The organism is uncultured Parvibaculum sp. (assembly GCF_963975745.1).
In the GTDB taxonomy this organism is placed as follows: Bacteria; Pseudomonadota; Alphaproteobacteria; order Parvibaculales; family Parvibaculaceae; genus Parvibaculum.
Map to the genome: position 1 here is coordinate 1 of NZ_CAXBIB010000008.1, position 26137 is coordinate 26137.

Consider the following 26137-nt stretch of genomic DNA (forward strand, 5'->3'; position numbering starts at 1 on the left):
CTACAATCCAAATGCCACTCTCTTTTGCAGAGGAATCCCCAAGGGGAGGGTGGGAAGAAAGGACCCTGCCGGGCCGCCCATGGACTCCGGCTTTCGCCGGGGTGACACGGTTGTATTGGGGGCCGGAGGCGCTTCCAGCACCGCATAGTTAACCGTTTCTCAAGGGCTCGGGCATAGGGTGAAGAACGAGTGAATTCCGGGAAAACGGGGGCCTTCCCATGCCGCTGCCGATCAAACATTCCGCCGCCACGCTGCTTTATGTGCTGCCGTCGATCGGACTGGCGCTGGGCGCGATCGCGATTTTCGGCGCCGATCCGAAGCTGGCCGCACTGGGCGGGCTGATCGCCTGCCTGCTGGGCGCCGAAGCCCATGCCGCGATTTCGCGTTCGATCGAGCGCAAACAGGTGCGCCGCGAATTGCAGGAACTGACCAGCCTCGCGGCCGGACTGTCGCGCGATCTCGACGAGGCGGCCGACAAGATCGTCGAAATGGAAGAACGCTTCGAACGCGAAACCGCCGAGCGGATGGAACGCATCTTCTCGGAAATCCGCGTCATCGAGAGTCTGGTCAAGCGGCTGGCCGAGACGCGCGCCGCCAGCGCCGCCGCGCCGGCCATCGAAGCCTCGGCGCCGGCGCCGCGCGCGCCCGACAGCGACGTGCCGCCGCCGGAACCGACGCGCGGCATTGCGCAGATGGACGATGGCGAGCTTCTCGACACGATCCGCCGCTCGCTCGAAACCAACCGCGTCGACCTCTATCTGCAGCCCGTGGTCAGCCTGCCGCAGCGCAAGGTGCTTTACTATGAGGGTCTGTCGCGCATCCGCACCGACCGGGGCGAACTGATCATGCCGCGCGACTACATGCGCGTCGCCGAACCCGCCGGCATGATGCCGGCGGTCGACAACATCCTGCTCTTCCGCTGCATCCAGGTGGTCAGGAAGCTCGCCCAGCGCAACAGCAAGGCCGGCGTGTTCTGCAACATCTCGGCCTTCTCGCTGCTCGATTCGGACTTCTTCCCGCAGTTCATCGAATACATGCAGCACAACAAGGATCTGGCGCAGCAGCTGATCTTCGAGTTCAGCCAGATGACCGTCAACGGCGCGGGGCCGGTGGAGGAAGCCAGCCTCGAGGCACTGGCCGCGCTCGGCTTCCGCTTCTCGATGGACCAGGTGACCAGCCTCAAGCTCGACCCGAAGGAACTGCACGACCGCAATTTCCGCTTCATCAAGGTCTCGGCCCAGACGCTGCTCGACGGGCGGCAGATGGCGGCCGGCGATATCGATGCCGGCGACCTGAAGGAGCTGTTGCGCCGCAACGGCATCCAGCTGATCGTCGACAAGGTCGAGAGCGAGCGCGAGGTGGTCGACATTCTCGACCTCAATGTCGCCTTCGGACAGGGCTATCTCTTCGGCGAACCCCGGCCGGTGCGCGAAAGCGTGCTGCGCGAGGAGCCGGCGGCGATGTCGATCGCGGCGGATTGAGGTTCAGGCACAGTTTTTCCGGCAAACGGTCCCTCGGTTGACAGGGGGTGGCCCGGCGGTATCTTGCCCCGGCCCTGCCCCCGAAGCCCCGAGAGGAACCCCATGAGCCTTGCCGATCTCAAGCCCGTCATCGAGGCCGCCTTCGACAATCGCGACGCCGTCAATTTCCAGACCAAGGGCGAGGTGCGCGAGGCCGTGGAGGCGGCGCTCAACGCGCTCGATGCCGGCACGGCGCGGGTCGCCGAGAAGTTCAAAGGCGAATGGCTGGTCAACCAGTGGCTCAAGAAGGCCGTGCTGCTGTCCTTCCGCCTCAACGACATGGCGCTGATCGCCGGCGGACCCGGCACCGACACCCATTGGTGGGACAAGGTGCCGTCGAAATTCGCCGGCTGGGGCGAGGCCGAATTCCGCAAGGCGGGGTTCCGCGCCGTGCCCGGCGCGGTGGTGCGCCGCTCGGCCTATATCGCACCCGGCGTGGTGGTGATGCCGTCCTTCGTCAATCTCGGCGCCTATGTCGACGAGGGAACGATGGTCGATACCTGGGTCACCGTCGGCTCCTGCGCGCAGATCGGGAAGAACTGCCACCTGTCGGGCGGCGTCGGGATCGGCGGCGTGCTGGAGCCGCTGCAGGCCAATCCGGTCATCATCGAGGATAATTGCTTCATCGGCGCGCGCTCGGAAGTGGTCGAAGGGGTGATCGTCGGCGAGGGGGCGGTGCTCTCGATGGGCGTCTTCATCTCGGCCTCGACCAAGATCATCGACCGGGCGACCGGCGAGGTGCATATCGGCCGCGTGCCGCCCTACTCGGTCGTCGTGCCGGGCTCGCTGCCGGGCAAGCCCAACCCGGACGGCTCGCCTTCGCCGTCGCTCTATTGCTGCGTCATCGTCAAGACCGTCGATGCGCAGACGCGGGCCAAGACCGCGATCAACGAACTCCTGCGCGACTGAGGCGCGCGTGAGCGGGTTCATTTGACGGCGTGGCGGGCGGCGGGCTACCAAGGTGCCATGACCGCACCCGCCACACCCTACAGGCCGCTCGATATCGCCGCCGAACTGATCCGCTGCCCGAGCGTGACGCCGGAAGATGCCGGCGCGCTCGCCGTGCTGGAACGCTATCTGGCGCCGCTGGGTTTCGCCTGCGAGCGGATGCGCTTTTCCGACAAGGACACGCCCGACATCGACAATCTCTATGCGCGGCTCGGCAGCGGTCGGCCCCATTTCTGCTTTGCCGGCCATACCGATGTGGTGCCGGTGGGCGAGGCCGCGGCCTGGACCGTCGACCCGTTTGCGGGTGAGGTCAGGGACGGGCGGCTTTACGGACGGGGCGCGGCCGACATGAAGGGCTCGATCGCCAGTTTCGTCGCGGCGGCGCAGCGCATCGCGGCAGAGGGGTTTCAAGGGTCGATCAGCCTGCTGATCACCGGCGACGAGGAAGGGCCGAGCATCAACGGTACGAAGAAGGTGCTCGAAACGCTCAAGGCGCGAGGCGAGACGATCGACCATTGCATCGTCGGCGAGCCGACCTGCGTCGAGCGGCTGGGCGACATGATCAAGGTCGGGCGGCGCGGCAGCATCAATGGCTGGCTGACGGTGACCGGTTGTCAAGGCCATGTCGCCTATCCGCATCTCGCCGACAATCCGGTGCCCAAGCTGCTTGAAATGCTCCGGCGGCTCGAGGCGCATCTGCTCGACGAAGGGACCGCGCATTTCCAGCCCTCCAATCTCGAGATCACCTCGGTCGATGTCGGCAATTCGGCGACCAATGTCATTCCGGGAAGTGCGCGCGCCGTTCTCAACATCCGGTTCAACGACCTCCATACCGGCGCGTCGCTGGAAAAATGGATGCGCGACGTCTGCGACGCCGTCGCCGCCGAAACCGGCGCCCGGTACACTCTCAAGGCCGTGACTTCGGGCGAGGCCTTTCTGACGCCGCCGGGGGCCTTCTCGGCGCTGATCGCGGCGGCGGCGCAAAAGGTGACGGGCGTGACGCCGGAACTTTCGACCAGCGGCGGCACCTCGGATGCGCGTTTCATCCGCGCCCATGCGCCGGTCGTCGAGTTCGGACTGCCCAACCAGACCATGCACAAGGCCGACGAGAATGCCGGCATCGACGACATCACGCGGCTGGCCGATATCTACGAGGCGGTGCTGCGCGGCTATTTTGCCGGACAAGCGGAGGCGGCAGCGTGACCAGTATCGGCGAAATCACACGCGGGCTGACCGGCGCCTGGCGGATCGTCAAGCGCGAGGAGAGCGCGCGGGAATGTTTCGACCTGTCGGCCGACGGGGCGGTGCGCTCGTTCACGGCGCTGGTGCTGAGCCTGCCGCTCGCGTTCCTGTCCGCGACGGCGCTGTGGCGGATCGCGCAATCGGAACTCGATGTCAGCTTCGACGTTTCCTTCGGATCCTTCATGATCGCCGAGATGGCCAGCACGCTGATCTACTGGGCGCTGTTTCTGCTGGCGATGCTGCGCATCGCGCGGGTGCTCGATCTCGGTGCCAACTACACGGCCTATCTGATCACCTATAACTGGGGCGTGCTGCTGACATCGGCGGTGTTTGCCGTGCCGCTGATCCTCTATTCGCTGGGGGCGCTGCCGGCCGGCGGGGCTATGCTGCTGTCGATGCCGGCGCTGTTTCTGCTCGGCTGGTATCGCTGGCAGATCGCGCGGACCGTGCTCGGCGCCGAGCCGGGGCCGGCGGCCGCAATCCTTGTGTTCGATTTCGTGCTCAATTTCAGCATCGGCCAGTTGCTGGGCGCGCTGTTCCTGACCGGCGGGAGCCCAGCTTGAGCGACAACCGGCCCATCGGGGTGTTCGACAGCGGCATTGGCGGCATCACCGTGCTGAAGGCGCTGCGCCAGCGCCTGCCGCATGAAGACCTCGTCTATCTCGGCGACACGGCGCGGCTGCCCTATGGCACCAAGAGCGCCGAGACCGTGACCGCCTATGCGACGCAGGCGACGCGCTACCTGATGCGGCACGACATCAAGATGGCCGTGATCGCATGCAATACGGCCGCTTCGGTCGCGCTCGATCCGCTGGCCGCCGCGTTGGCGCCGCTGCCGGTCGTGGGCGTGGTGGGACCGGGCGCGGAGGCCGGCGTCAAGGCCTCGAAGTCGGGCCGGATCGGCGTGCTGGCCACCGAGGCAACGGTGCGCGGCGGCGCCTATGTGCGCGCCATTCATGCGCTCGACCGCGACGCCCGGGTGACGCAGGCGCCTTGCGGGCTGTTCGTGACGCTGGCCGAAGAGGGATGGGTGACGGGCGATGTCGCCGAGGCGGCCGCGCGGCGCTATCTGGCGCCGCTTTTCAAGGGCCGCAACGTACCCGACACGCTGGTGCTGGGCTGCACGCATTTTCCGGTGCTGGCCCGCGTCATCGGCCGGGTGGCCGGTACGATGACCAGCGGCGGCGTCAAGCTTGTCGACAGCGCCGCGACGACGGCCCGCTTCGTCGAGAAGGAGCTGGCCGCAAAGGGCCTCGCCGCCAAACGGCGCGGCAAGGGCAAGACGCGCTTCATGGCCACCGACAGTCCCGAGCGTTTCGCGCGGGTGGGCGGCATCTTCTTCGGCGAGACGATCGCCAAGAAGGATGTCGAGCTGGTTGATATCCGGCCGGGTTGACGCCGGAAGCGCTCTAGTCGTAATCGACCTGCAAAAGATAGAGACCGTCGGGCGGCGCGACCGGACCGCAGGCGGCGCGGTCCCTGGCGGCCAGTGCCTTTGCGACATCGCGCGACGTCCATTTGCCCTCGCCGACCATTTTCAGCGTACCGACGAAAGAGCGCACCTGATTGTGCAGGAAGCTGCGCGCGCGGCAGGCGATCTCGATTTCATCCGCGTAGCGCGATACCGAAATTTCGTCGACTGTCTTCAGCGGCGATTTCGCCTGGCATTGCACCGAGCGGAAGGTCGTGAAGTCGTGATGGCCGACAAGGGATTGCGCGGCGGCGTGCATCGCCTCAACGTCGAGCGGCCGGTTGACCAGCCAGGCCTGACCGCGATCGAGCGTCAGGGGCGCGCGGCGGTTGACGATACGGTACATGTAGTGGCGTTTGACGGCCGAGAAGCGCGCCTCGAATGTGTCCGGCACCTCTTCCGCCGCGACGATGGCGACGGGGTGCGGACGCATATGGGCATTGGCCGCATCGCGCAGCGTGTCGGGCGCGACCGCCGTTTCGAGATCGAGATGGGCGACCTGACCCAGTGCATGAACGCCGGCATCGGTTCGGCCAGCGCCGTGAACCTTCACATCGGCACCGCAGAAGCCCTTGATCCCCGCCTCCAGCACATGCTGGACCGAGAGACCGTTGGCCTGCGCCTGCCAGCCGACAAAGGGCGCGCCATCATATTCGATGGTGAGCTTGTAGCGGGGCATCAGGCGACACGCTCGCCGGGGCCGAGCGGGAAGCCGCGCAGAAAGTCGCGTGCGCCGACCGGCGCCTTGCCGGCGCGCTGCAGTTCCGCAATTTCGAGGGCGCCCTGCCCGCAGGCAATGGTGATGGTGTCGCCGGCGGCCAGAATCTCGCCCGGCTTGCCCGTCCTGTCGACCGGACGGGCGCGAAGGATCTTGATGCGGATGCGCTCGCTGCCGCGCATAACCTCGAAGAAAGCGCCAGGCGACGGCGTCAGGCCGCGAATGTGGCAATCGAGTTCGCGCGCCGGACGCGACCAGTCGATGCGCGCCTCCGCCTTGCCGATCTTGGCCGCATAGGTGACGCCGTCGGCCGGCTGCGGCCTCGCCTCGAGAGCGCCGCGCGAAAGCGCCGCCAGCGCGCGCACCATCGCGCTCGCGCCAACCAGAGAAAGCCGATCATGCAGACTGCCGGCGGTTTCGCCGGGCGCGATCGCCACGCGTTCGGCCAGCAGCACCGGTCCGGTGTCGAGGCCCTGCTCCATCTGCATCACCATGACGCCCGTTTCGGCATCGCCCGCCATGATGGCGCGCTGGATCGGCGCGGCACCGCGCCAGCGCGGCAGCAGCGAGGCGTGGAGATTGAGGCAGCCGAGACGCGGCGCCTCGAGCAGCGGCTGCGGCAGGATCAGGCCATAGGCAACAACGACCGCGACATCGAGATCGAGCGCGGCGAAGGCTCGTTGTTCCTCCGCGCCCTTCAGCGAGGCCGGCGTGAAGACGGGGATGCCGTGTTCCTCGGCGAAGCGATGCACCGGTGAGGGCTGTTCGGTCATGCCGCGGCCGGCCTTGCGCGGGGGTTGCGAATAGACCGCCACCACCTCGTGACCGGCCGCAATAATTTCAGCGAGAACGGGCACCGAGAAATCGGGCGTGCCCATGAAAGCAAGGCGCAATCTATCCATTGCCTGCCTCCGGGCGGCGGACGGCGCTCAAGCCGGTTCCTTTTCCTGAAGCTTCTTCTGCTTGATCAGCTTCTTCAGCATCATCGAACGCTTGATGCGCGAGAGATGGTCGATGAAGAGAATGCCCTTCAGATGATCCATCTCGTGCTGCAGGCAGGTGGCGAGAAGTTCGTCGCAATCCTCCTCGCGAATCTCGCCCTGATAGTCGAGATAGCGCACACGGCAGCGTGCGGGACGTTCGACATCCTCATACATGTCGGGCACCGAGAGACAGCCCTCCTCGTAGACGGCCGTGTCGTCGGAGGTCCAGAGAATGTCCGGATTGACAAAGTAACGCGGCTGCGGCTTTTCGCCTTCGCGGGCGAGATCCATCACGATCACCTGTTTCGGCACGCCGACCTGGATGGCGGCCAGGCCGATGCCGGGCGCCGCATACATCGTCTCCAGCATGTCGTCCATCAGCGCGCGCAGGGCATCGTCCACCCGCTCGACGGGTTTCGACACTTGCTTCAGGCGCGGGTCGGGCGCGGTGATGATTTCGCGTATGGCCATGGGCCCTGAGATAAGCCCGGCGGGCTTTGGGGTCAAGGCGGGGCCGGGCGGGCGGCGAAAGCCCCGGAATCCGGGGCTTTCGCCCTATTCGCAGGCCGCGACGCAGACCTGATATTCGTTGATCTGGCCGCCGCAGGAGCGGTAGCAGCTGTGATATTGTGGCTCGCACTGGCTGGAGACGTCGCAGGCGCCGTAGTTCGCCTGCCGGCGGGGCTCGGTCGGCATCGGATATCTGGCGGCGTCGGCCGCATGAAGCTTCAGCGCCGTGATGTAGTCGTCCCTGGCCTTCTCATAGGCCCGGTCGGCACGGCGGTCTTCGCGTTTGCGGCACTGATCGCGGCGCTGCTGCTCCTCGCGCTGGCAAGCGGTTTGCTGGGTCTGGCAGTTGAGCACGCATTGCATGCCTGCTTCGCTCGCCGGCGGCGTGAAATCACGGCGCTGCTCCATTACCGGGCCGCAGGCCGCGAGCCCCAGAAACCCCAACAAGATTGCAAGACGATAGATCATGTGAGCCCCACCCCTGTCATTCGACGACCTCGCATCGTGCATGATAGGGAGGGGCGCCATCAGATCAATCCACAAATGCAGGCCGCGGCCGCGCCGGGAAATCGGCTATAGTCGGTCCGAATCCGGAGGCACCATGAACGATCTTTCCGTCCTTCTGCTGATTGCCGCGGCCGCTCTTGCGAGCGGCGTGGTGCTGGCGCTGTTGTGGCGCGGCCGCGGGAGCGACCGCGGCGCCGAGACCATGGCCCAGCTGGCGCAGCAACAGGCCGAGTTGATGGGCCGGCTTGCTGCCATGGCCGAGGCACAGGCCCAGACACGGAGCGAACTGACGACAACGCTCAACGAGCGGCTCGACCAGGTCAGCCAGCGCATGGGGCAGAGCCTCGAAGCGACCGCACAAAAGACAGCCGAGACGCTCGGCACACTGACGACCCGGCTCTCGGTGATCGACGAGGCGCAGAAGAACATCACCGAACTCTCGAGCCAGGTCGTGGGTCTGCAGGACATTCTCGCCAACCGGCAGGCGCGCGGGGCGTTCGGCGAGGTTCAGCTCAACGACATCGTCAGCAATGCCCTGCCGCCCTCGGCCTACAGTTTCCAGACAACGCTCGGCAACGGGACGCGCGCCGACTGCCTGATCATCCTGCCCAATCCGCCGGGGCCCATCGCCATCGATGCCAAGTTTCCGCTCGATGCCTATCACATGCTTCGAAATGCCAAGGACGAGCCCGAACGCGCGATTGCCGCACGGCAGTTCCGCGGCGACCTCAACAAGCATGTGACGGCGATCGCGGAGAAATACATCGTTCCCGGCGAGACGGCGGAATCGGCGCTGATGTTCCTGCCGTCGGAAGCGGTCTATGCGGAGCTTCATGCCAATTTTCCGGATGTGCTGACCAAGAGCTATCAGGCGCGGGTCTGGATCGTGTCGCCAACGACGCTGATGGCCACGCTCAACACGGTGCGGGCGGTGCTGAAGGATGTCGAGATGCGCAAGCAGGCCGGCACCATCCAGAAATATGTCGGCCTGCTGATGCAGGATGTGACGCTGCTGGGCAAACGCGTCGAGAAGCTCGACACACATTTCCGACAGGCCGAGGGCGACATCAACGACATCAAGACGTCGACCGAGCGCATCAGCAAGCGCAGCGAACGAATCCAGGAAGTCGAAATGGGCGAGGACGGCGCGGCCGAGGCCCTGCCGACCGCCACGCCGCCCGGCAAACTCGTCTCGGGCTGAACGGCGCGCCGGCTCCGGCATATTGTCAATTTCCATGCCAGTTTTTTTGGGGTGCGGTACGGCGTTTCTTTGCTAGGCTCGCGCCAGACATCACGCCCTTGGGGGGCGCCGAACGGCAAGGGGAGCGGGCATGCAGGCCATCAGCGATTTCGTCAACGCGTTGAACGACATTCTGTGGGGCTGGCCGATGCTGGTCGCGCTGGCGGCGACCGGCGTGTTCCTGACCGTCGGATTGCGTTTCATCCCATGGCGGAAACTGCCCGAGGGTCTCGCGCTGTCGGTGCGTCCCTCCAGGGGGGCCGGCGACATTTCGCCGTTCCAGGCGTTGATGACGGCGCTCGCTGCCACCGTCGGTACCGGCAATATCGCCGGCGTGGCGACCGCCATCTATTTCGGCGGGCCGGGGGCGCTTTTCTACATGTGGGTCATCGCGCTGATCGGCATGGCAACGAAATACACCGAGGCCGTTCTCGCCGTCGCCTATCGCGAGGTCGACGAACTCGGCAATCATGTCGGCGGGCCGATGTACTACATCAAGAATGGCGTCGGTGCGAAGTTTCCGACACTGGCGCTGGTGCTGGCGCCGGCCTTCGCCATTTTCACCGCGCTGGCCGGGTTCGGCATCGGCAATGGCGTGCAGGCCCATTCGGTCGCCAGCGCGCTGGACTCCAATTTCGGTGTGCCCGTGCTCGTCTCCGGCCTGGTGATGATGGTCGCGGTCGGCCTGGTACTGATCGGCGGCATCCGCCGGATCGCCGAGGTTGCGAGTGCGCTGGTGCCGACCATGATCGTCGTCTATATCGGCGGCGCGGTGCTGGTGCTTGCCTATAACTACGCGGCCATTCCGGCCGCTTTCGGACTGATCTTCCAATACGCCTTCACGCCCACGGCAGCCGAAGGCGGCGCGATCGGCGCGTCGATCATGCTCGCCATCCGTTGGGGTTTTGCGCGCGGCATCTTCTCCAACGAGGCCGGACTCGGCAGCGCGGCAATCGCACATGCGGCCGCCAAGACCGACGATCCGATCCAGCAGGGGCTGGTCGGCATGGTCGGCGTCTTCATCGACACGCTGATCGTCTGCACGCTGACCGGTCTCGTCATCATCACGTCCGGGCTCTGGACCGGCGACGTCAACGGGGCGGCGCTGACCAGCGCGGCCTTCGGTGCCACGCTGCCCTGGGGCGGCGCGCTGGTCGCCGTGTCGCTGGCGCTTTTCGCTTTCACCACGCTGCTCGGCTGGAGCTATTACGGCGAACGGGCGGTCGAATTCCTGTTCGGCATCAAGGCCATCTGGCCCTATCGCATCGTCTGGGTGTTGGCGATCCCGGTTGGCGCGATGACCAGCCTCGATCTCGTCTGGAACATGGCCGATGCGCTGAATGCGATGATGGCGCTGCCGAACCTGATCGCGCTGTTCATCCTGGCGCCTGCCGTCTTCACGATGACGCGCAACTACTGGGCGAAAGACAAGTAGCCGGCCTCAAAAGGGGCGGCGCGACTTCATGGCAGCAGCCAGCGTGCCGTCGTCGAGATAATCGAGCTCGCCGCCAACCGGCACGCCATGCGCAAGCCGCGTGACCGAGATGCCGAGGCCCGAAACGCGGTCGGTGATGTAGTGCGCCGTGGTCTGGCCATCGACGGTCGCGTTCATGGCAAGGATCACTTCGTTGATCTCGCCGGCACCAAGCCGCTCGACCAGCTTGCCGATGTTGAGATCGTCGGGACCCACGCCGTCGAGCGCCGAGAGGACGCCGCCGAGCACGTGATAGCGGCCCTTGTGGGCTCCTGCGCGCTCCAGCGCCCAGAGATCGCCAACCTCCTCAACCACACAAAGCGCCTGCGGGTCGCGCGTGGTGTCGGCGCAAATAGCGCAGGGGTCCTGCGTGTCGACATTGCCGCAGACCGAGCAGATGCGGGCCTTTGCAGCGGCTTCGGCCATGGCATCGGCCAGCGGCGCAAGCAGGGTTTCCTTCTTCTTGATCAGCTGAAGAACCGCGCGGCGGGCCGAGCGGGGGCCGAGCCCCGGCAGTTTCGACATCAGCGCAATCAGACGTTCGATCTCGGGGCCGGTCACCGCCATCGAGATCAGAGCCCGAAACCCGGCGGGATCGGCAGTCCACCGGCAACGGATTTCATTTTCTCGGCGGCCAGCGCTTCGGCCTTGTGCTTGGCGTCGGCAGCGGCCGCAACGATCAGGTCCTCGAGGATTTCGCGTTCGTCTTCCTTCATCAGGCCGGGATCGATCGACACTTTCTTCACGGCACCCTTGCCGGACATGACGACCACGACCAGGCCGCCGCCAGCGCGGCCTTCGACTTCAGCCGCTTCCAGTTCGGCATGCATCGATTCCATGCGGCCCTGCAGCTGCTGCGCCTGCTTCATGATGTCGGCAAGATTCTTCACTCGTCGGGCTCCATATCTTCCAATATGTCTTCGGGGGGCATTTCGGGCAGCAGCGCATCGCCGGCCGGAAAGCCGGGCTCGCGCACCTCGACGATTTCGGCGCCGGGGAAAACCGCAAGCGCGGCCTTGACCAGCGCATCGCCGCGGGCGCGGTCCTTCAGCATTTCCTCATGTGTCTGCGCCTGTTCGCGCAATGTCGGCGCCGCATCGGCGGTGGCGCGGGCCAGCGACACCAGCCAGCGCGCGCCCGTGGCGCGGGAGAGCTTCTCGGACAGCTCCGTCAGAATCGTGTTGGGCGTTCCTTCGAGAAGACCGAGCTCGATGCGGCCGGGCTCGAAATGGACCAGACGCACACCGGCCTCCAGCGCATGCTTCAGACGGATGTCGCGGTCGGCCCCCATCAGCGCCACCACGTCCTGAAAGGTACGAATGGCCGGTACGGCCGGCGCGACCGCCGACAGCGGCTCCTGAATATCGGGCCGCGAGCCGCCGACCGAACGGAGCTGGGCCCGCGCGCCGCCGCCGTCGCCCGACGGCGCCGGGCGTGCCGGCGATTTCGCGGCGGCACCGCCCGATTTCAGTTGCTCGATCAGTTCCTCCGGCCCCGGCCCGTCGGCGACATAGGCAAGCCGCACCAGCACCATTTCGGCGGCAGCGATGGGACGCGCCGCACCCTGCACTTCCGACAGCCCCTTCAGCAACATCTGCCAGACGCGCGAGAGAACCCGGATCGGCAGACGTTCGGCCATGTCGCGGCCGCGGGCCCGTTCGGTTTCTGACATTGCGACATCGTCGCCCGCGCCTTCGACCAGCTTCAGGCGCGTCAGCCAGTGGGTCAGTTCGGCAAGGTCGGACAGGACCACGGCCGGATCGGCGCCGACGTCGTATTGCGCCCGCAATTCGGTCAGCGCGCCGCCGATGTCGCCCTTCATCACGAGATCGAAAAGATCGAAAATGCGGGCGCGGTCGGCCAGGCCCAGCATGTCGCGCACATCGGCCTCGCGCACATGACCTTCGCCATGCGCGATGGCGCGGTCGAGCAGCGACAGCGCGTCGCGGGCCGAACCGTCGGCCGCACGGGCGACGAGCTTCAGCGCCGCTTCCTCGGCCGCGACGTCTTCCTTTTGCGCGACGCCCGAGAGCAGACCGGTCAGTTCGGCAACCGAAAGGCGGCGCAGGTCGAAGCGCTGGCAGCGCGACAGGACCGTGACCGGTACCTTGCGGATCTCGGTGGTGGCGAAAATGAACTTCACATGCGCCGGCGGTTCCTCGAGCGTCTTCAGCAGGCCGTTGAAGGCCTGCCGCGAGAGCATGTGAACCTCGTCGATGATATAGACCTTGTAACGCGCCGAGACCGGCAGGTAGCGCACGCTGTCGATGATCTCGCGGATGTCGTCGATACCGGTGCGCGATGCGGCATCCATTTCCATCACGTCGACATGGCGCGATTCCATGATCGCATCGCAATGGATGCCGGGTCCGTCCATGTGGATGGTCGGTGCGGTGACGCCGGGCTTTTCGTAGTTGAGGGCGCGGGCCAGGATGCGGGCGGTCGTGGTCTTGCCGACACCGCGCACGCCGGTCAGCATGAAGGCATGGGCGATGCGGCCGGCGTCGAAAGCATTGGCCAGCGTGCGGACCATCGCTTCCTGACCGACCAGATCCTCGAACACGGCCGGGCGATATTTGCGGGCCAGCACCTGATAGCCGGAGGCCTGGGCGCGGGGCGTGGCGGCCGGTGCATCGCCGAGATCGAAACCGGGCTCGGTGGCCGGGTCCGGGCGATGCACCTCGTCCGCATCGTCGGAGGCGGCCGCGAGATTTTCCACGTCGTCATTCATGGAACCCGCGCGCTCCCATCGAAAGGCTTGAGGTGAAAACCGGGTGGGAGGCTGGACAAGCGACCCGAGCGAAACTCGTTACGGCTGCTTCCTTCCGGATCTGACCGGGTTGGCGAGGGGCCCGTCCGCCGCCAACCTCCCGAAGGGACTATATCAGGGTAACGGCCTGCGGATGCAAGGCTTCGAGGCCCCAATCGCGCGATTGAGCGCATCCTCTTGCTGTGCCAGTCTGCGCCACCCGAATTTCAACGACATACAAGCCGGAAACAGCGATGGGTCTGCCTGAAAATCCGAATATCTTCGCCAATAACCCGCTCGACCGCGCCAGCTATCGCCGCACCGACGATGCGTGGATCGCCGAGCAGCTGGCGGCGCCGACAAGCCTCTTCGTGCCGATGTGGCGGCTGCAGCCCTTCGTGCTGCCCGAGGCCGGTCCCGGCGAGGGCAAGGATATCGGCTGGATGCGCACGGGTCTGCTGAAGGAACTGGCCGGCGAGAGCGCGACCGTCTTTCTCGGCATCAACAAGCGCGGCAAGGCGCTCTTCGCGGCCGATGTCAGCGGGCTGGAAGATCCGGACAACCATCCGGCGCTGAAGGGCCTCGGCTCATTCGAGGATCTGCGGGCGCTCGCCATGGCCGGCGAGATCACACCCACCGAGCTGGCGATCATGGCGCAGGCCAAGTCGATGATCGACTGGCACAACCGGCACGGCTTCTGTTCGGTCTGCGGCGCAAAAAGCAGCATGGCCGAGGCCGGCTACAAGCGCATCTGCCTGTCCTGCAAGGCCGAGCATTTCCCGCGCACCGACCCGGTCGTCATCATGCTCGCTGTGCATGACGGCAAATGCTTTCTCGGCCGGCAGAAGATCTGGCCGAAAGGCATGCACTCGGCGCTGGCAGGCTTTGTCGAGCCCGGCGAATCGATCGAGGAGGCGGTGGCGCGCGAACTCAACGAGGAAGCGGGACTGACGATCGCGTCGGCCACCTATCATTCGACGCAGCCCTGGCCCTATCCTTCCTCGCTGATGATCGGCTGCCACGCAGTGGCCGAGAGCGCGGATTTCACCATCGACGGGATCGAACTGTCGGAGGGACGCTGGTTCACGCGCGAGGAAGCCCAGGCCGTGCTGGCGGGCAAGGGCGACGGGACCGTCTGGTTTCCGCCGCCCTTCGCCATTGCGCATCAGCTGATCAAGGCATTCGCGGAAGGCAAGGCCTGAGCCGGCCGTCAGTCTCCGGCGACAATCGTCGCGCGATAGGGATGGGCCTTGTAGACGCCGAGAATACGCAGTTCGCTGGTGAAGAATTCCAGTTCTTCCAGCGCCAGGCGGACATGGCGCGAGGCCGGATGGCCCTCGATGTCGGCATAGAACTGGCTGGCGTTGAACGTGCCTTCGAGCTGGTAGCTTTCGAGCTTGGTCATGTTGACGCCGTTGGTGGCGAAGCCGCCCAGCGCCTTGTAGAGCGCGGCCGGCACGTTGCGCACGCGGAAGATGAAACTCGTCACGACGGGCTCGTCTTCCGGCTCGGCGTCGTTCGGTTCCTTCGCCATGATCAGGAAGCGCGTCGTGTTGTGGGTTTCGTCCTCGATATCGGCGCGCAGGATTTCGAGGCCGTAGATTTCGGCCGCAAGAGCGGTGGCGATGGCGGCACGGGACGGATCGCCGGCCTCGGCGACCTGACGCGCGGAGCCGGCCGTATCGGCGCCGACAACCATCGAAAGCCCCAGTTCGCGAATGATCTTGCGGCACTGGCCGAGCGCCGGGGGCTGACTCTGCACCGATTTCAGCCCGCCGATCTGCGCGCCCTTGACGCCCAGCAGATGGAAGCGGATGCGCAGGAAATGCTCGCCAATGATATAGAGGCCGGATTCGGGCAGCAGGTGGTGGATGTCGCCGATGCGACCGGCCAGCGAATTCTCGATCGGAAGCAAGGCATATCTGGCGCGTTCCTCGGAGACGGCCGCGACCGTGTCCTCGAAGGTGGCGCAGGGCAGCGCCGCCATATCGGGAAAGGCCTCACGGCAGGCGATATGCGAATTGGCGCCGGGCTCGCCCTGGAAGGCGATGATGTGTTCCGGTGAAGCGGGGCTCGTCATGGCGCGTCAATCTCGGAAGGGCGCGCGGGAAGCCAGCGCCACACGGGCTTTTTCAAGGTCGGCGGGAGTATCGACACCGAGCGGAACGGTGTCAACGAGCGCCACCTCGATGGTCATGCCGGCTTCAAGCGCCCGCAACTGTTCGAGCTTTTCACGCCTTTCCAGCGGCGATGGTGCGAGACGGACGAAGCGCGCCAGGGCTTCGCGGCGATAACCGTAGAGGCCGATGTGATGATAGAGGGGCCCGTCGCCCCAGGGCGCCGTGGCGCGCGTGAAATAGAGTGCGCGCGCCATGCTGGCGCCATCAAAGGCGACGACGGCCTTCACGACATTCGGATTGGTGCGTTCGTCCTCGACAACGATCTCGGCCGCCAGCGTCGAAATGTCGGCACCGGGACGGACAAGCGCCTCATAGGCGGTGCGGATCAAGGTCGGATCCAGCGTCGGCAGATCGCCCTGCACATTGAGCACGATGCCATGGCGGCCTTCCGGATCGAGTTCGCAGACCGCCTGCCAGACCCGGTCCGAGCCCGACGGCAGGTCGGGGTCGGTCAGAACCGCCTCGCCGCCGGCCGCCCGAACCGCGTCGGCAATTTCGGCCTCCGCCGCCGCCACCACCACGCGGCCGATCGCCGCCTCCGTGGCGCGGCGCCAGACCTGGACGATCATCGGAACACCGCCGATATCGGCCAGCGGCTTGCCCGGCAGGCGCGTCGAGGCCATGCGCGCGGGAATCACGATCAGCGGATGCCCCGCCCTGTCGCCGGCCCGATGTGCCGAAACCTCCGCCATCTCTCCTCCACCGCCTGCTTCGGGACCAGAATCGGCGGTGCGGCGGATCGCCGCAACCGCGTTTCCGCGCCACCTGACTCCGGACCAGAATGCACGTGGCGCATGGTTTCGTCCGCCCCGCGCATTTTCGGCCACCCTGAAGGGCGCCGGAGACCGCAAAGGGCCGGATTGGCGCACTTATACGGCTTGCGGCGCGGCGGCGGAAGCGGCTAATCTCCGCGCCAATTCAAGGGGGCCGGTCAGGGTGTCGTGCTGTGCCGTGCGGCCCCGGACCACGAAACCGACCCGGGCGGAGCAGGAGCCGATGGATTCATTCGAACTCAACAAGATCGCAGGCGCCGTGCTCGCCTCCGTCCTCATCATCATAGGCGTGGCCCTTTTCACCGATCTTCTCTATGCGCCGGAAGAGGCCAATCCGCAGGCCTATGCGGTTGCGGAAATCGATGACGGCGGCGCCGACGCCGGACCGGCAGCGGCTGCCGAAGAGGTGCCGCTTGCGGTGCTGCTGGCCTCGGCCGATGCCGGCCGCGGCGAACGCCTGGCACGTCAATGCGCCGCCTGCCACACCTTCGAGGAAGGCGGCCGTGCAGGCATCGGCCCCAATCTCTACAAGGTCGTGGGCGGCCCGCATGCGCATGATCCGAATTTCAACTATTCGACAGCCATGAAGAGCGTTTCGGGCAATTGGGATTTCGAGGCGCTCGATGCCTTCATCGAAAATCCGCGCGCGGCCGTGCCGGGCACGATCATGAGCTTTGCCGGCATGCGCAAGCCGGAGCAGCGCGCCGACCTGATCGTCTATCTCAATACGCTGGGTTCCAACGTGCCGCTGCCGGAAGCGCCGGCACAGGCCGCCGAAGAGCCCGCTGCCGAATAACACGGCACGACAAGTCAGACCGACAACGCGCCCGGCAGATTGCCGGGCGCGTTTTTGTTCGGGGCAGACGCGTCGACGTCCATGACTTTGTTTTAACAGGCATTTCCGGCTAAAAACGGTCACAATGGCGCAACGACGGGGATCGGGGCGAGAGGGAGGACGTTTTGCAGCGCTTCATGACCAAACCGGTTCTGACCGGACTGGCCATCGCCGTGGCGGCGATCCTTGCCCTTCTTGTCTTCTGGCCCACACAGGACACTCCGCCGCAAAGCACCGAGACCGCGGCGGACCCGGCCGAAGCGCTGCCGAGCGAAGTCGTCGCGGAAATGCCCGGCTTCACCGACTTCCAGCCGGATGTGCCGCGGCATGGTTCGTCCCTGTTCGGCGAACTCAAATATGCACCCGACTTCGCCCATTTCGACTACGTCAATCCGGCCGCCCCGAAGGGCGGGCTGTTGCGCTATGCGGTGGTCGGCAGCTTCGACAGCCTCAACAACTTCATCGTCCGGACCGAGCCGGCCGGATGGCTCGCGCTGATCTATGACACGCTGATGGCCCGCAGCCTGGATGAATCCGTCTCGGAATACGGGTTGCTTGCCGAAAGCGTTCGCCACCCGGCCGACTATTCCTCGGCCACCTATGTTCTTCGCCAGAATGCACGGTGGCATGATGGCGAGCCGGTGACACCCGCCGATGTCATCTGGACGCTCGAGACGCTCAAGGCGCAACATCCGGCCTATGCCGGCTATTACGCCAATGTGATCGCGGTCGAGCAGACCGGTCCGCGCGAGGTCACGTTCCGTTTCGACGAGACCGGCAACCGGGAACTGCCGCAGATCGTCGGCCAGTTTCCGGTGCTGCCGAAGCACTACTGGACCGGCAAGGACGCCAATGGCCGTCCGCGCGACATTTCCGCGGCCACGCTTGAGCCGCCGCTGGGCAGCGGCCCCTACCGGATCGGCAAGGTCTCGCCCGGCCAGGACATCACCTATGAGCGTGTCGAGGATTATTGGGGCCGCGATCTGCCGGTGAATGTCGGCGCCAACAATTTCGACCGTATCCGGCTGATCTATTTCCGCGATGCGACCATCGCCTTTCAGGCATTCAAGGGCGGGCAGGTGGACCTGCGCATCGAAAACAGCGCCCGCAACTGGGCCACCGAATACGACATTCCGGCCGTGCGACGGGGCGATATCAAGCGCGACAGCATCCCCTCGCTCAATCCGCAGGGCATGCAGGGATTCGCCTTCAATCTCCGGCGCGAGAAGTTCAAGGACATTCGCGTCCGGCGTGCCTTCAACCACGCCTTCGACTACGAGTGGATGAACCGGACGCTGTTCCACGATCAGTACACGCGCGCGGGAAGCTATTTCGCCAATTCCGAGATGGCCGCAACCGGTCTGCCGGAAGGCGCCGAGCGCGAAATTCTCGAATCGATGCGCGACCTGGTGCGGCCGGAAGTCCTTGCCGAGCCCTATGCCAATCCCGTCACCGATGGCAGCGGCAACAATCGACGCAATCTGCAGCGCGCAACCGAGCTTCTTGCCGAGGCCGGCTGGACCATCAGCGACGGCAAGCTGACCCATGAAGACAGCGGCGAACGGATGAGCGTCGAATTCCTGATCGCCGACCCGACGTTCGAGCGCGTCGTTGCACCCTACCGGCAGTCGCTGGAACGACTCGGCATCGAAGTGCGGATTCGAACCGTCGATTCGGCACAGTATCAGCGCCGTACCGACGAACGCGATTTCGACATCGTTGTCGAGAATTTCGGACAATCCATTTCACCGGGCAACGAACAACGCGACTACTGGGGTTGCGCCGCCGCCGAACAGGAAGGCAGCCGCAATGTCATCGGCATCTGCGATCCGGCGATCGAGAAGCTGATCGACCGGGTGATCTTCGCCGAGAGCCGCGCCGAACTGGTCGCCGCCGTCAAGGCGCTCGACCGGGTGTTGCTGCATGGACATTATGTCGTGCCGCAGTGGTATCTCGCGACGACGCGCGTGGCCTACTGGTCCCGGCTGCGCCATCCCGAGCGCATGCCGGCTTATTCGATCGGCTTTCCGACAATATGGTGGCATGAGGGCGCAACAGACCCGGATGCCATGGATGAAGCCCCATGAGCGGTCCCCTGACGTTTTCCCGGCGGCACGTGCTGTCGCTGGCCGGTGCCACACTCGCCCTGCCGTGGTTGCCACGCGCCGGCCAGGCGGCTGCCGGCCGTCACGGCATGTCGTTCTTCGGCGAGCTGAAATATCCGGCCGGCTTTTCCCATTTCGACTATGTCGACCCTGCCGCCCCCAAGGGCGGAACCTTTGCCCATATCGGCGAGAGTTCGGTTCTCACCTTCGATTCCCTCAATGCCTATATCCTCAAGGGCAATGCGGCGCAGGGCCTGAACCTGATTTTCGACACGCTGATGACGCGGGCGCTCGACGAACCCGATGCGCTTTATGGCCTTGTCGCCGAAAGCGTGGAGAGCGATGGCAACCGGCTGACCTTCCATCTGCGTGCGGGCGCGCATTTCCACGACGGATCGGCACTGACGGCGGAAGACGCTGCCTTTTCCCTGATGTTGCTGAAGGAAAAGGGCCATCCGCTCATCTCCCAGAATCTCCGTGAGATGAGCGAGGCCAGGGCGCGCGACGCGCGGACGCTTGACGTCACCTTCACGGGCGAGCAGACGCGCGACCTGCCGCTTTTCATCGCCGGCGGGCTGCCGATCTTTTCAAAGGCCTGGTACAGCGAACACGACTTCGCCGAATCGTCGCTGACGCCACCGCTCGGCAGCGGACCTTACCGGGTCGGGCCGTTTCGCGCCGGCCGCAGCATCACCTATGAGCGCGTCGCCGATTACTGGGCGCGCGACCTCAACGTCAATGCCGGACAATGGAACTTCGATCGCATCCGCTATGAATATTTCCGCGATCGCACTGCGCAGTTCGAAGCCTTCGCCGCGGGTGCCTATCACTTCCGCGAAGAATTCACGTCGCGCACCTGGGCCACGCAGTACGACTTCCCGGCCGTCAAGGACGGCCGCGTGCAATTGCTGACGCTGCCGGACAACCGGCCATCGGGCGCGCAAGGATGGTTCATCAATACGCGACGGGACAAGTTCAAGGATATTCGCGTGCGCGAGGCGCTGGGGCTGGCCTTCGACTTCGAATGGACCAATCGCAACCTGTTCTACGATCTCTATACGCGCACCGCGAGCTACTTCGAGAATTCCCCGATGAAGGCCGAGGGCGAACCGACGGCGGCCGAACTGGCACTTCTCGAGCCGTTTCGCGAGACGCTGCCCGAGGCGGTGTTCGGCCCCGTCGCGACACCTCCCGTCAGCGACGGCTCGGGCCAGGACCGTGCCCTGCTCCGGCGCGCAGCGGCGCTGCTCGATGCGGCCGGCTGGCGCGTCGAAGGCGGGCAGCGCCGCAATGCGCAGGGCGAAGCACTGACCGTCGAGTTCCTCGACGACGAACCGACCTTCGAGCGGATCGTTGCGCCCTATGTCAAGAATCTGAAGCTCTTGGGTATCGATGCCCGTATTCGCCAGATCGACTCTGCGCAGTTTCAGGAACGGATGAAGTTCTACGATTTCGACGCCTCGATCCGGCGCTTTTCGCTGAGCCTCACCCCGGGGATCGAAATGCGCAGCTACTGGTCGTCGAGCTTCGCGGAGGTGCCGGGGGGCAACAATCTTTCCGGCATTTCCGATCCCGTCATCGACGCCCTGATCGAGAAGACGATCACTGCGGCAACGCGCGAGGAGCAGATCGTGACCGCCCGTGCGCTCGACCGGGTGCTGCGTGCCGGGCACTACTGGATACCGCAGTGGCACAAGGCCTCGCACCATCTTGCTTTCTGGGACATATTCGGACGACCCGAATCGCAACCGACCTATGATCGCGGCGTGCCGGCGACTTGGTGGTTCGATCGGGAGAAGGCCGAGAAGCTCGGCATCAAGGACTGACGCGCATCCCATGGCCGCTTATATCGTCCGACGCCTGCTGCTGATGATCCCGACCATTTTCGGGATCTTGCTGGTCAGTTTCGCCGTGGTGCAGTTCGCGCCGGGCGGGCCGATCGAGCGGATCATCGCCCAATTGCAGGGTACCGAGGTCGCCGCCACGGCGCGCATCGGCGGCACCGGCGGCGGCGATTTCGCGCAGCAGGGCATGATGGGCGGCGGCGATGCGGCGCTTGCGAGCAAATATCGCGGCGCGCAGGGGCTCGATCCCGCCTTCCTGCGCTCCCTCGAGGTGCAGTTCGGCTTCGACAAGCCGGCACATGAGCGCTTCTTCCTGATGGTCTGGAACTATGTGCGTTTCGACTTCGGATCGAGCTATTTCCGGGACACCAGCGTGTTGTCGCTGATCGCCGAGAAACTGCCCGTGTCGATCTCGCTCGGATTGTGGACCACGCTCCTCACCTATCTCATCTCCATCCCGCTCGGCATCCGCAAGGCGATCCGCGACGGCAGCCGCTTCGACACATGGACCAGTGGCGTCATCATTGTCGGTTATGCCGTGCCGGGCTTCCTGTTCGCCGTGTTCCTGATCGTGCTCTTTGCCGGCGGTTCGTATTTCTCGATCTTCCCGTTGCGCGGGCTTACCTCCGACAATTGGGAGAGCCTCAGTACCGCCGGCAAGGTGCTGGACTATCTCTGGCACATCGTGCTGCCGGTCACCGCCATGACCATCGGTGCCTTCGCAACAACGACGCTCCTGACCAAGAACTCGTTCCTCGACGAGATCCGCAAGCAGTATGTGATGACAGCGCGCGCCAAGGGCCTGTCCGAACGTCAGGTCCTCTATGGACATGTCTTCCGCAATGCGATGCTGATCGTCGTGGCCGGCTTCCCGGGCGCCTTTGTCGGCGCCTTCTTTACCGGGTCGCTGCTGATCGAGACGATCTTCTCGCTCGACGGGTTGGGGCTCCTCTCCTATGAATCGATCATCAACCGCGACTACCCGGTCGTCTTCGCAACACTTTATGTTTTCGGGTTGATCGGGCTCATCGTCTCGCTGATCAGCGACCTGACCTATACATGGATCGATCCACGCATCGATTTCGAGACGCGGGAGGTCTGACGGATGGCGCTTCCGATCCGTCCTCGTATCCGCATCAGCCCGATCAGCCAGCGGCGCTGGCGCAACTTCAAGGCCAACAGGCGCGGCTACTGGAGCCTGTGGGTATTCGGCGTGCTTTTCTTTCTGTCGCTTTTCGCCGAGTTCATCGCCAATGATCGCCCGCTGCTGGTGATCTACAAGGGCGAGATCTACACACCTGTTTTCGTCGACTATCCCGAGACCACATTCGGCGGTTTCTTCGAAACCAAGACAGACTACCGCGACGCCTATGTTCAGGAGCTGATCGCCGAGGCCGGCGGACGCATGGTCTGGCCGCTGATCCGCTATTCCTATCGAACGATAAACCTCACGCCCGCAAGCGGTTTCCCTGCCCCGCCTTCGACCGAAAACTGGCTTGGCACCGACGATCAGGGCCGCGACGTTGTGGCCCGACTGATCTATGGATTCCGCATTTCGGTTCTGTTCGGCCTGACGCTCACCGTCCTGTCCTCGATCATCGGCGTTGCGGCAGGCGCCGTGCAAGGCTATTTCGGCGGCTGGACCGACCTCCTGTTCCAGCGTTTCATCGAAATCTGGAACAGTATTCCGGCGCTCTACCTGCTCATCATCATCGCCGCGATCATCGAACCCAATTTCTGGGTTCTGCTCGGCATTCTGCTGCTGTTCTCCTGGGTCGCCCTGGTCGGCGTCGTCCGTGCCGAATTCCTGCGCGCGCGCAACTTCGAGTATGTCAATGCCGCCCGGGCACTCGGGCTCGGCAGCGGCAAAATCATGTTCCGGCATCTCCTGCCCAACGCGATGGTCGCGACGCTTACTTTCATGCCCTTCATCCTCAACTCATCGATCACCACGCTGACGGCGCTCGACTTTCTTGGGCTCGGCATGCCGCCAGGGTCGCCTTCGCTGGGCGAACTTCTGGCGCAGGGCAAGGCCAATCTGAATGCGCCATGGCTCGGCCTGACCGGATTTTTCGCGATTGCGACAATGCTGAGCCTGCTGATCTTCATCGGCGAGGCGGTGCGCGACGCCTTCGATCCGCGCAAGGTGCTGCGATGAGCGGGACACTGGTCGATGTGAAGGATCTCTCGGTCGGTTTCCGTATGGATGGTCAGGAGACAATTGCGGTCGACCGGATTTCCTTCGACATCAAGCCCGGCGAAACGGTCGCGCTGGTCGGCGAATCAGGATCGGGAAAGTCGGTCTCCGCCCTGTCGATCATGCAGCTGCTCAACTATCCGCAGGCCTTTCATCCTTCCGGCGAGATCATGTTCGATGGGCAGAACCTCATCGGCGCAAACGAACGGACGATGCGGTGCATCCGCGGCAACAAGATCACGATGATCTTCCAGGAACCGATGACCTCGCTCAATCCCCTGCATACGATCGAACGACAGGTCGGCGAAGTCCTGATCGAGCACAAGGGACTGCGCGGCGATGCCGTCCGCGCTCGGGTGCTGGACCTCTTGCGGAAAGTCGGCATTCCCAATGTCGAGGAACGGCTCGATGCTTACCCGCATCAGCTTTCGGGCGGGCAGCGCCAGCGCGTCATCATCGCCATGGCGCTTGCGAACGAGCCGGACCTGCTGATTGCAGACGAGCCGACGACCGCTCTCGACGTGACGGTGCAAGCGCAGATTCTCGAGCTTCTCAAGGATCTCAAGCGCGAAATGGGAATGGCCCTCTTGCTGATCACGCATGATCTCGGCGTGGTCCGGAAGATGGCAGACCGCGTCAACGTGATGACCGGCGGCAAGATTGTCGAATGCGGGCCGACCGAACGTGTATTCACCGCGCCACAACATGCCTATACGCAAAAGCTCCTGGCGTCCGAACCGAAGGGCCGCGCCCTGGGCGCGCCGAAGGACGGCCCCATGGTCATGGACGTTGCGAATCTTCGTGTCTGGTTCCCGATCAAGCGCGGATTGCTGCGACGTACCGTCAGCCATGTGAAGGCCGTGGACGACGTGTCGCTGACACTGCGGGAGGGGCGCACGCTCGGTGTTGTCGGCGAATCGGGTTCCGGCAAGACGACGCTCGGACTGGCCATGATGCGCCTGATCTCGAGCCAGGGCAGCATCGGCTTTCGCGGACAGAATATTCAAGGTATCACGATCAAGGAGATGCGGCCGCTGCGACGCCACATGCAGATCGTCTTCCAGGATCCCTATGGATCGCTTTCTCCCCGCATGTCGGTTGGGCAGATCGTCGAAGAGGGCCTGGTCATTCAGAAGCTCGACCTGACCCCGGAAGGCCGGCGGCAACGCGTGTCGGAAGCGCTTGGCGAGGTCGGTCTCGACCCGGCCATGCAGGATCGCTATCCACATGAATTCTCGGGCGGACAACGCCAGCGCATTGCCATCGCACGCGCCATGGCTTTGAAGCCGCGTTTCGTGATGCTGGACGAGCCGACCAGCGCGCTGGACATGTCGGTGCAGGCGCAGATTGTCGAGCTTCTGCGCGAACTGCAACGGCGCAACAATCTGGCCTATCTGTTCATCAGCCACGATCTGAGGGTCGTGCGGGCGCTGGCCGACGATATCATCGTGATGCGGAACGGAAAGGTCGTGGAAGCCGGCAGCGCCGATGAAGTTTTCGACGCACCAAGGACCGACTACACCAAGGCGCTGATGGCAGCCGCTTTCGAACTCGCGGCGGCACCGAGCGGCGTCGTTTCGGAGTAGGCCGTCAGCGACCGGAAAACCGCTTGATGCTGGTGACGTGGCCGGCCTCGGAGCGCGCGATGCGCGACATCGCAACATCAAGCCGCTCGATGGCGACCATCATGTGAAAGGCATTGGCGTGAATCATGCGCTCGGCATCGACCATGATTGCGACGTGCCCTTTCCAGAAGACCAGATCGCCGCGCTTCAATCTGGTGAAGTCGATCGGCTCCGGCAGCGCCTCGCCCAGCGTCGCTTCCTGCATGTCGGTGTCGCGCAGCGATGAGATACCGGCACGTTCGAGTGCCGCCTGTACCAGCCCCGAACAGTCGAGGCCCGTGCTGGCGCGACCGCCCCATAGATAGGGCACGCCCAGAAATTCCTCCGCCACCGTCACATAGTCGCGCACATGCGTGCCGATGGGCGCCAGATGCGCCGTGAAGACCCACCCGCCCCGATCGATCTCGCTGAAATTGCCGCGTGCGCCGGTGACTCGCAGCTTGGCGTTCATCGGCAATGGCCTGGCCGGCCGCGTCTTCAGGTCCGGTTTCGGATAAGCGAAGGTCCGCAGTGCTGCAACCGTGTGCGTCGGCATCGAGGGCCGGGGCGCAAGATCCTTCGTTTCGACATATCCGACATAGTCATCGAGTGTCGCCTGCCCCCAGGCCCATCCGTTCTTCTCCTCATAGACGCGGAAAACCTCGCCGAAAAGCAATTGCGTATCCATCGGCGCGTCTGCTTCGGGGCGCCGCAACAACGGGAGCACCGGCGCAACGACCTGACGGTTCGACCCTTCGGCAAATTGCGCCGCACTGACCTCGCCACGCAAATGTGCGGCCGCGAGGTCGTCGCGATAAGGATTGAGCCTGCGGTCGGGCCCGCGTTCGCGGTTCATGTCTCCATGCCTCGCGAAGAGGCGACGATGAGATCGGCGAACTCATGCACGAAGGCCGAGCCCTTGACCGTTCTTTGCACCAGCACGTTGCGCCGGTCGGCGTCGTCGCGTGCACGTTTCAGGAGTTCGAGGCTGCCCAGCGTATCGAGCGCCCTTGTGATGGCCGGCTTCGAAACGCCGAGCGTGGCGGCAAGGCCGCGGACCGTATGCGGGGGCGGATCAAGATAGACGGTAAACATGATCGCAAGCTGCCTCGATGAAAGATCGGGTCCTGCCCGGCGCACCGACTGGAGGATGACGTCGTGCCAGAGCGACAGGGCCTCGCCCGGCTTCAATGCGCCGTCTTCGCCAAAAGACAGTCCCGGCATCGTTCCCCCCCGC

General features: G+C 64.8%; 25 protein-coding genes and 1 other RNA gene. 14 read left to right on the top strand and 12 right to left on the bottom strand.

From position 1 onward, the window contains the following. The first annotated feature begins 218 nt into the window (after nucleotides 1-218). The 5 genes from AAC071_RS07860 to murI all read left to right on the top strand — a co-directional run bounded on the left by AAC071_RS07860 (nucleotide 219) and on the right by murI (nucleotide 5106). Entirely contained in the window at nucleotides 219-1481 is a 1263-nt protein-coding gene (locus AAC071_RS07860) for an EAL domain-containing protein (RefSeq protein WP_339831476.1), read from the top strand. Between the two features lie 102 nt (nucleotides 1482-1583). After that, complete coding sequence (dapD, locus tag AAC071_RS07865; RefSeq protein WP_339831477.1) at nucleotides 1584-2429, top strand: 2,3,4,5-tetrahydropyridine-2,6-dicarboxylate N-succinyltransferase; 846 nt, start codon at nucleotides 1584-1586, stop codon at nucleotides 2427-2429. Between the two features lie 57 nt (nucleotides 2430-2486). Beyond that, a complete protein-coding gene (gene dapE / locus AAC071_RS07870) occupies nucleotides 2487-3671 on the top strand; it encodes a succinyl-diaminopimelate desuccinylase (protein WP_339831478.1) in 1185 nt (394 codons plus the stop codon). Continuing rightward, complete coding sequence (locus tag AAC071_RS07875; protein WP_339831479.1) at nucleotides 3668-4273, top strand: hypothetical protein; 606 nt, start codon at nucleotides 3668-3670, stop codon at nucleotides 4271-4273. The genes dapE and AAC071_RS07875 overlap by 4 nt, the downstream gene beginning before the upstream one ends. Beyond that, nucleotides 4270-5106, top strand: coding sequence for a glutamate racemase (gene murI / locus AAC071_RS07880; protein WP_339831480.1), 837 nt, complete (start codon nucleotides 4270-4272; stop codon nucleotides 5104-5106). Before AAC071_RS07875 ends, murI begins: the two co-directional genes overlap by 4 nt. Nucleotides 5107-5119: 13 nt before the next feature. On the opposite strand, the gene truA is transcribed toward murI, so the two are convergent. The 4 genes from truA to AAC071_RS07900 all read right to left on the bottom strand — a co-directional run bounded on the left by truA (nucleotide 5120) and on the right by AAC071_RS07900 (nucleotide 7860). Beyond that, nucleotides 5120-5860, bottom strand: coding sequence for a tRNA pseudouridine(38-40) synthase TruA (truA, locus tag AAC071_RS07885; protein WP_339831481.1), 741 nt, complete (start codon nucleotides 5858-5860; stop codon nucleotides 5120-5122). Beyond that, complete coding sequence (gene fmt / locus AAC071_RS07890) at nucleotides 5860-6792, bottom strand: methionyl-tRNA formyltransferase (protein WP_339831687.1); 933 nt, start codon at nucleotides 6790-6792, stop codon at nucleotides 5860-5862. The genes truA and fmt overlap by 1 nt, the downstream gene beginning before the upstream one ends. 36 nt (nucleotides 6793-6828) lie before the next feature. Then, nucleotides 6829-7353: a peptide deformylase gene (gene def / locus AAC071_RS07895; protein WP_339831482.1), complete on the bottom strand. Its 525-nt coding sequence runs from the start codon at nucleotides 7351-7353 to the stop codon at nucleotides 6829-6831. Between the two features lie 84 nt (nucleotides 7354-7437). After that, nucleotides 7438-7860, bottom strand: coding sequence for a hypothetical protein (locus AAC071_RS07900; protein WP_339831483.1), 423 nt, complete (start codon nucleotides 7858-7860; stop codon nucleotides 7438-7440). 133 nt (nucleotides 7861-7993) lie between these two features. Between AAC071_RS07900 and rmuC the strand changes: the two genes are divergently transcribed. Together rmuC and AAC071_RS07910 are read left to right on the top strand one after the other, a co-directional pair. Beyond that, nucleotides 7994-9100, top strand: coding sequence for a DNA recombination protein RmuC (rmuC, locus tag AAC071_RS07905; protein WP_339831485.1), 1107 nt, complete (start codon nucleotides 7994-7996; stop codon nucleotides 9098-9100). Between the two features lie 130 nt (nucleotides 9101-9230). Beyond that, nucleotides 9231-10574, top strand: a complete 1344-nt coding sequence (locus AAC071_RS07910; RefSeq protein WP_339831487.1) for a sodium:alanine symporter family protein — start codon at nucleotides 9231-9233, stop codon at nucleotides 10572-10574. A 6-nt stretch (nucleotides 10575-10580) separates the two neighbouring features. Here AAC071_RS07910 and recR read toward each other — a convergent pair whose 3' ends face one another. The 4 genes from recR to ffs all read right to left on the bottom strand — a co-directional run bounded on the left by recR (nucleotide 10581) and on the right by ffs (nucleotide 13484). Then, nucleotides 10581-11186, bottom strand: a complete 606-nt coding sequence (gene recR / locus AAC071_RS07915) for a recombination mediator RecR (protein ID WP_339831690.1) — start codon at nucleotides 11184-11186, stop codon at nucleotides 10581-10583. Then, a complete protein-coding gene (locus AAC071_RS07920; protein ID WP_339831490.1) occupies nucleotides 11186-11503 on the bottom strand; it encodes a YbaB/EbfC family nucleoid-associated protein in 318 nt (105 codons plus the stop codon). Before AAC071_RS07920 ends, recR begins: the two co-directional genes overlap by 1 nt. Further along, entirely contained in the window at nucleotides 11500-13344 is a 1845-nt protein-coding gene (locus AAC071_RS07925; RefSeq protein ID WP_339831491.1) for a DNA polymerase III subunit gamma/tau, read from the bottom strand. Before AAC071_RS07925 ends, AAC071_RS07920 begins: the two co-directional genes overlap by 4 nt. Nucleotides 13345-13387: 43 nt before the next feature. Beyond that, nucleotides 13388-13484: signal recognition particle sRNA small type (gene ffs, locus AAC071_RS07930), an RNA gene on the bottom strand. A gap of 132 nt (nucleotides 13485-13616) precedes the next feature. On the opposite strand from ffs, the gene nudC reads away from it, so the two are divergent. Next, entirely contained in the window at nucleotides 13617-14564 is a 948-nt protein-coding gene (gene nudC, locus AAC071_RS07935) for an NAD(+) diphosphatase (protein ID WP_339831492.1), read from the top strand. Nucleotides 14565-14572: 8 nt separating this feature from the next. On the opposite strand, the gene AAC071_RS07940 is transcribed toward nudC, so the two are convergent. Together AAC071_RS07940 and AAC071_RS07945 are read right to left on the bottom strand one after the other, a co-directional pair. Next, on the bottom strand, nucleotides 14573-15442 hold the full coding sequence (locus AAC071_RS07940; protein ID WP_339831493.1) for a prephenate dehydratase: 870 nt from the start codon (nucleotides 15440-15442) through the stop codon (nucleotides 14573-14575). A 6-nt stretch (nucleotides 15443-15448) separates the two neighbouring features. Beyond that, nucleotides 15449-16234 carry a 3-deoxy-manno-octulosonate cytidylyltransferase gene (locus AAC071_RS07945; RefSeq protein WP_339831494.1) on the bottom strand — a complete coding sequence of 262 codons (786 nt, stop codon included), beginning with the start codon at nucleotides 16232-16234 and terminating at the stop codon, nucleotides 15449-15451. A gap of 304 nt (nucleotides 16235-16538) precedes the next feature. Here AAC071_RS07945 and AAC071_RS07950 point away from each other — a divergent pair, with 304 nt between their 5' ends. From AAC071_RS07950 to AAC071_RS07975, 6 genes are all read left to right on the top strand, one after another. After that, the gene (locus AAC071_RS07950; protein WP_339831495.1) at nucleotides 16539-17111 is read left to right on the top strand and encodes a cytochrome c family protein; all 573 of its coding nucleotides are present in this window, start codon (nucleotides 16539-16541) and stop codon (nucleotides 17109-17111) included. 176 nt (nucleotides 17112-17287) lie between these two features. Then, nucleotides 17288-19237 (top strand): extracellular solute-binding protein, encoded by a 1950-nt coding sequence (locus AAC071_RS07955; RefSeq protein WP_339831496.1) that lies wholly within the window; start codon nucleotides 17288-17290, stop codon nucleotides 19235-19237. Then, a complete protein-coding gene (locus AAC071_RS07960) occupies nucleotides 19234-21081 on the top strand; it encodes an extracellular solute-binding protein (RefSeq protein ID WP_339831498.1) in 1848 nt (615 codons plus the stop codon). Before AAC071_RS07955 ends, AAC071_RS07960 begins: the two co-directional genes overlap by 4 nt. A gap of 10 nt (nucleotides 21082-21091) precedes the next feature. After that, nucleotides 21092-22201 carry a microcin C ABC transporter permease YejB gene (locus AAC071_RS07965; RefSeq protein WP_339831500.1) on the top strand — a complete coding sequence of 370 codons (1110 nt, stop codon included), beginning with the start codon at nucleotides 21092-21094 and terminating at the stop codon, nucleotides 22199-22201. Between the two features lie 3 nt (nucleotides 22202-22204). Further along, on the top strand, nucleotides 22205-23257 hold the full coding sequence (locus AAC071_RS07970) for an ABC transporter permease (RefSeq protein WP_339831501.1): 1053 nt from the start codon (nucleotides 22205-22207) through the stop codon (nucleotides 23255-23257). Then, a complete protein-coding gene (locus AAC071_RS07975) occupies nucleotides 23254-24882 on the top strand; it encodes an ABC transporter ATP-binding protein (protein ID WP_339831502.1) in 1629 nt (542 codons plus the stop codon). The genes AAC071_RS07970 and AAC071_RS07975 overlap by 4 nt, the downstream gene beginning before the upstream one ends. 4 nt (nucleotides 24883-24886) lie before the next feature. Here the strand turns inward: AAC071_RS07975 and AAC071_RS07980 are convergent, their stop codons facing one another. After that, the gene (locus AAC071_RS07980) at nucleotides 24887-25756 is read right to left on the bottom strand and encodes a C40 family peptidase (RefSeq protein ID WP_339831503.1); all 870 of its coding nucleotides are present in this window, start codon (nucleotides 25754-25756) and stop codon (nucleotides 24887-24889) included. Next, nucleotides 25753-26124 carry a MarR family winged helix-turn-helix transcriptional regulator gene (locus AAC071_RS07985; protein ID WP_339831505.1) on the bottom strand — a complete coding sequence of 124 codons (372 nt, stop codon included), beginning with the start codon at nucleotides 26122-26124 and terminating at the stop codon, nucleotides 25753-25755. The genes AAC071_RS07980 and AAC071_RS07985 overlap by 4 nt, the downstream gene beginning before the upstream one ends. Nucleotides 26125-26137 lie beyond the last annotated feature (13 nt).

What these genes read in the sequence shown, in the direction of transcription:
- AAC071_RS07860 (WP_339831476.1), top strand. Translation starts at nt 219, where the DNA reads ATGCCGCTGCCGATCAAACATTCCGCCGCCACGCTGCTTTATGTGCTG.
- dapD (WP_339831477.1), top strand. Translation starts at nt 1,584, where the DNA reads ATGAGCCTTGCCGATCTCAAGCCCGTCATCGAGGCCGCCTTCGACAAT.
- dapE (WP_339831478.1), top strand. Translation starts at nt 2,487, where the DNA reads ATGACCGCACCCGCCACACCCTACAGGCCGCTCGATATCGCCGCCGAA.
- truA (WP_339831481.1), bottom strand. Translation starts at nt 5,860, where the DNA reads ATGCCCCGCTACAAGCTCACCATCGAATATGATGGCGCGCCCTTTGTC.
- def (WP_339831482.1), bottom strand. Translation starts at nt 7,353, where the DNA reads ATGGCCATACGCGAAATCATCACCGCGCCCGACCCGCGCCTGAAGCAA.
- AAC071_RS07900 (WP_339831483.1), bottom strand. Translation starts at nt 7,860, where the DNA reads ATGATCTATCGTCTTGCAATCTTGTTGGGGTTTCTGGGGCTCGCGGCC.
- rmuC (WP_339831485.1), top strand. Translation starts at nt 7,994, where the DNA reads ATGAACGATCTTTCCGTCCTTCTGCTGATTGCCGCGGCCGCTCTTGCG.
- AAC071_RS07910 (WP_339831487.1), top strand. Translation starts at nt 9,231, where the DNA reads ATGCAGGCCATCAGCGATTTCGTCAACGCGTTGAACGACATTCTGTGG.
- AAC071_RS07925 (WP_339831491.1), bottom strand. Translation starts at nt 13,344, where the DNA reads ATGAATGACGACGTGGAAAATCTCGCGGCCGCCTCCGACGATGCGGAC.
- nudC (WP_339831492.1), top strand. Translation starts at nt 13,617, where the DNA reads ATGGGTCTGCCTGAAAATCCGAATATCTTCGCCAATAACCCGCTCGAC.
- AAC071_RS07940 (WP_339831493.1), bottom strand. Translation starts at nt 15,442, where the DNA reads ATGACGAGCCCCGCTTCACCGGAACACATCATCGCCTTCCAGGGCGAG.
- AAC071_RS07945 (WP_339831494.1), bottom strand. Translation starts at nt 16,234, where the DNA reads ATGGCGGAGGTTTCGGCACATCGGGCCGGCGACAGGGCGGGGCATCCG.
- AAC071_RS07950 (WP_339831495.1), top strand. Translation starts at nt 16,539, where the DNA reads ATGGATTCATTCGAACTCAACAAGATCGCAGGCGCCGTGCTCGCCTCC.
- AAC071_RS07955 (WP_339831496.1), top strand. Translation starts at nt 17,288, where the DNA reads ATGACCAAACCGGTTCTGACCGGACTGGCCATCGCCGTGGCGGCGATC.
- AAC071_RS07960 (WP_339831498.1), top strand. Translation starts at nt 19,234, where the DNA reads ATGAGCGGTCCCCTGACGTTTTCCCGGCGGCACGTGCTGTCGCTGGCC.
- AAC071_RS07965 (WP_339831500.1), top strand. Translation starts at nt 21,092, where the DNA reads ATGGCCGCTTATATCGTCCGACGCCTGCTGCTGATGATCCCGACCATT.
- AAC071_RS07970 (WP_339831501.1), top strand. Translation starts at nt 22,205, where the DNA reads ATGGCGCTTCCGATCCGTCCTCGTATCCGCATCAGCCCGATCAGCCAG.
- AAC071_RS07975 (WP_339831502.1), top strand. Translation starts at nt 23,254, where the DNA reads ATGAGCGGGACACTGGTCGATGTGAAGGATCTCTCGGTCGGTTTCCGT.
- AAC071_RS07980 (WP_339831503.1), bottom strand. Translation starts at nt 25,756, where the DNA reads ATGAACCGCGAACGCGGGCCCGACCGCAGGCTCAATCCTTATCGCGAC.
- AAC071_RS07985 (WP_339831505.1), bottom strand. Translation starts at nt 26,124, where the DNA reads ATGCCGGGACTGTCTTTTGGCGAAGACGGCGCATTGAAGCCGGGCGAG.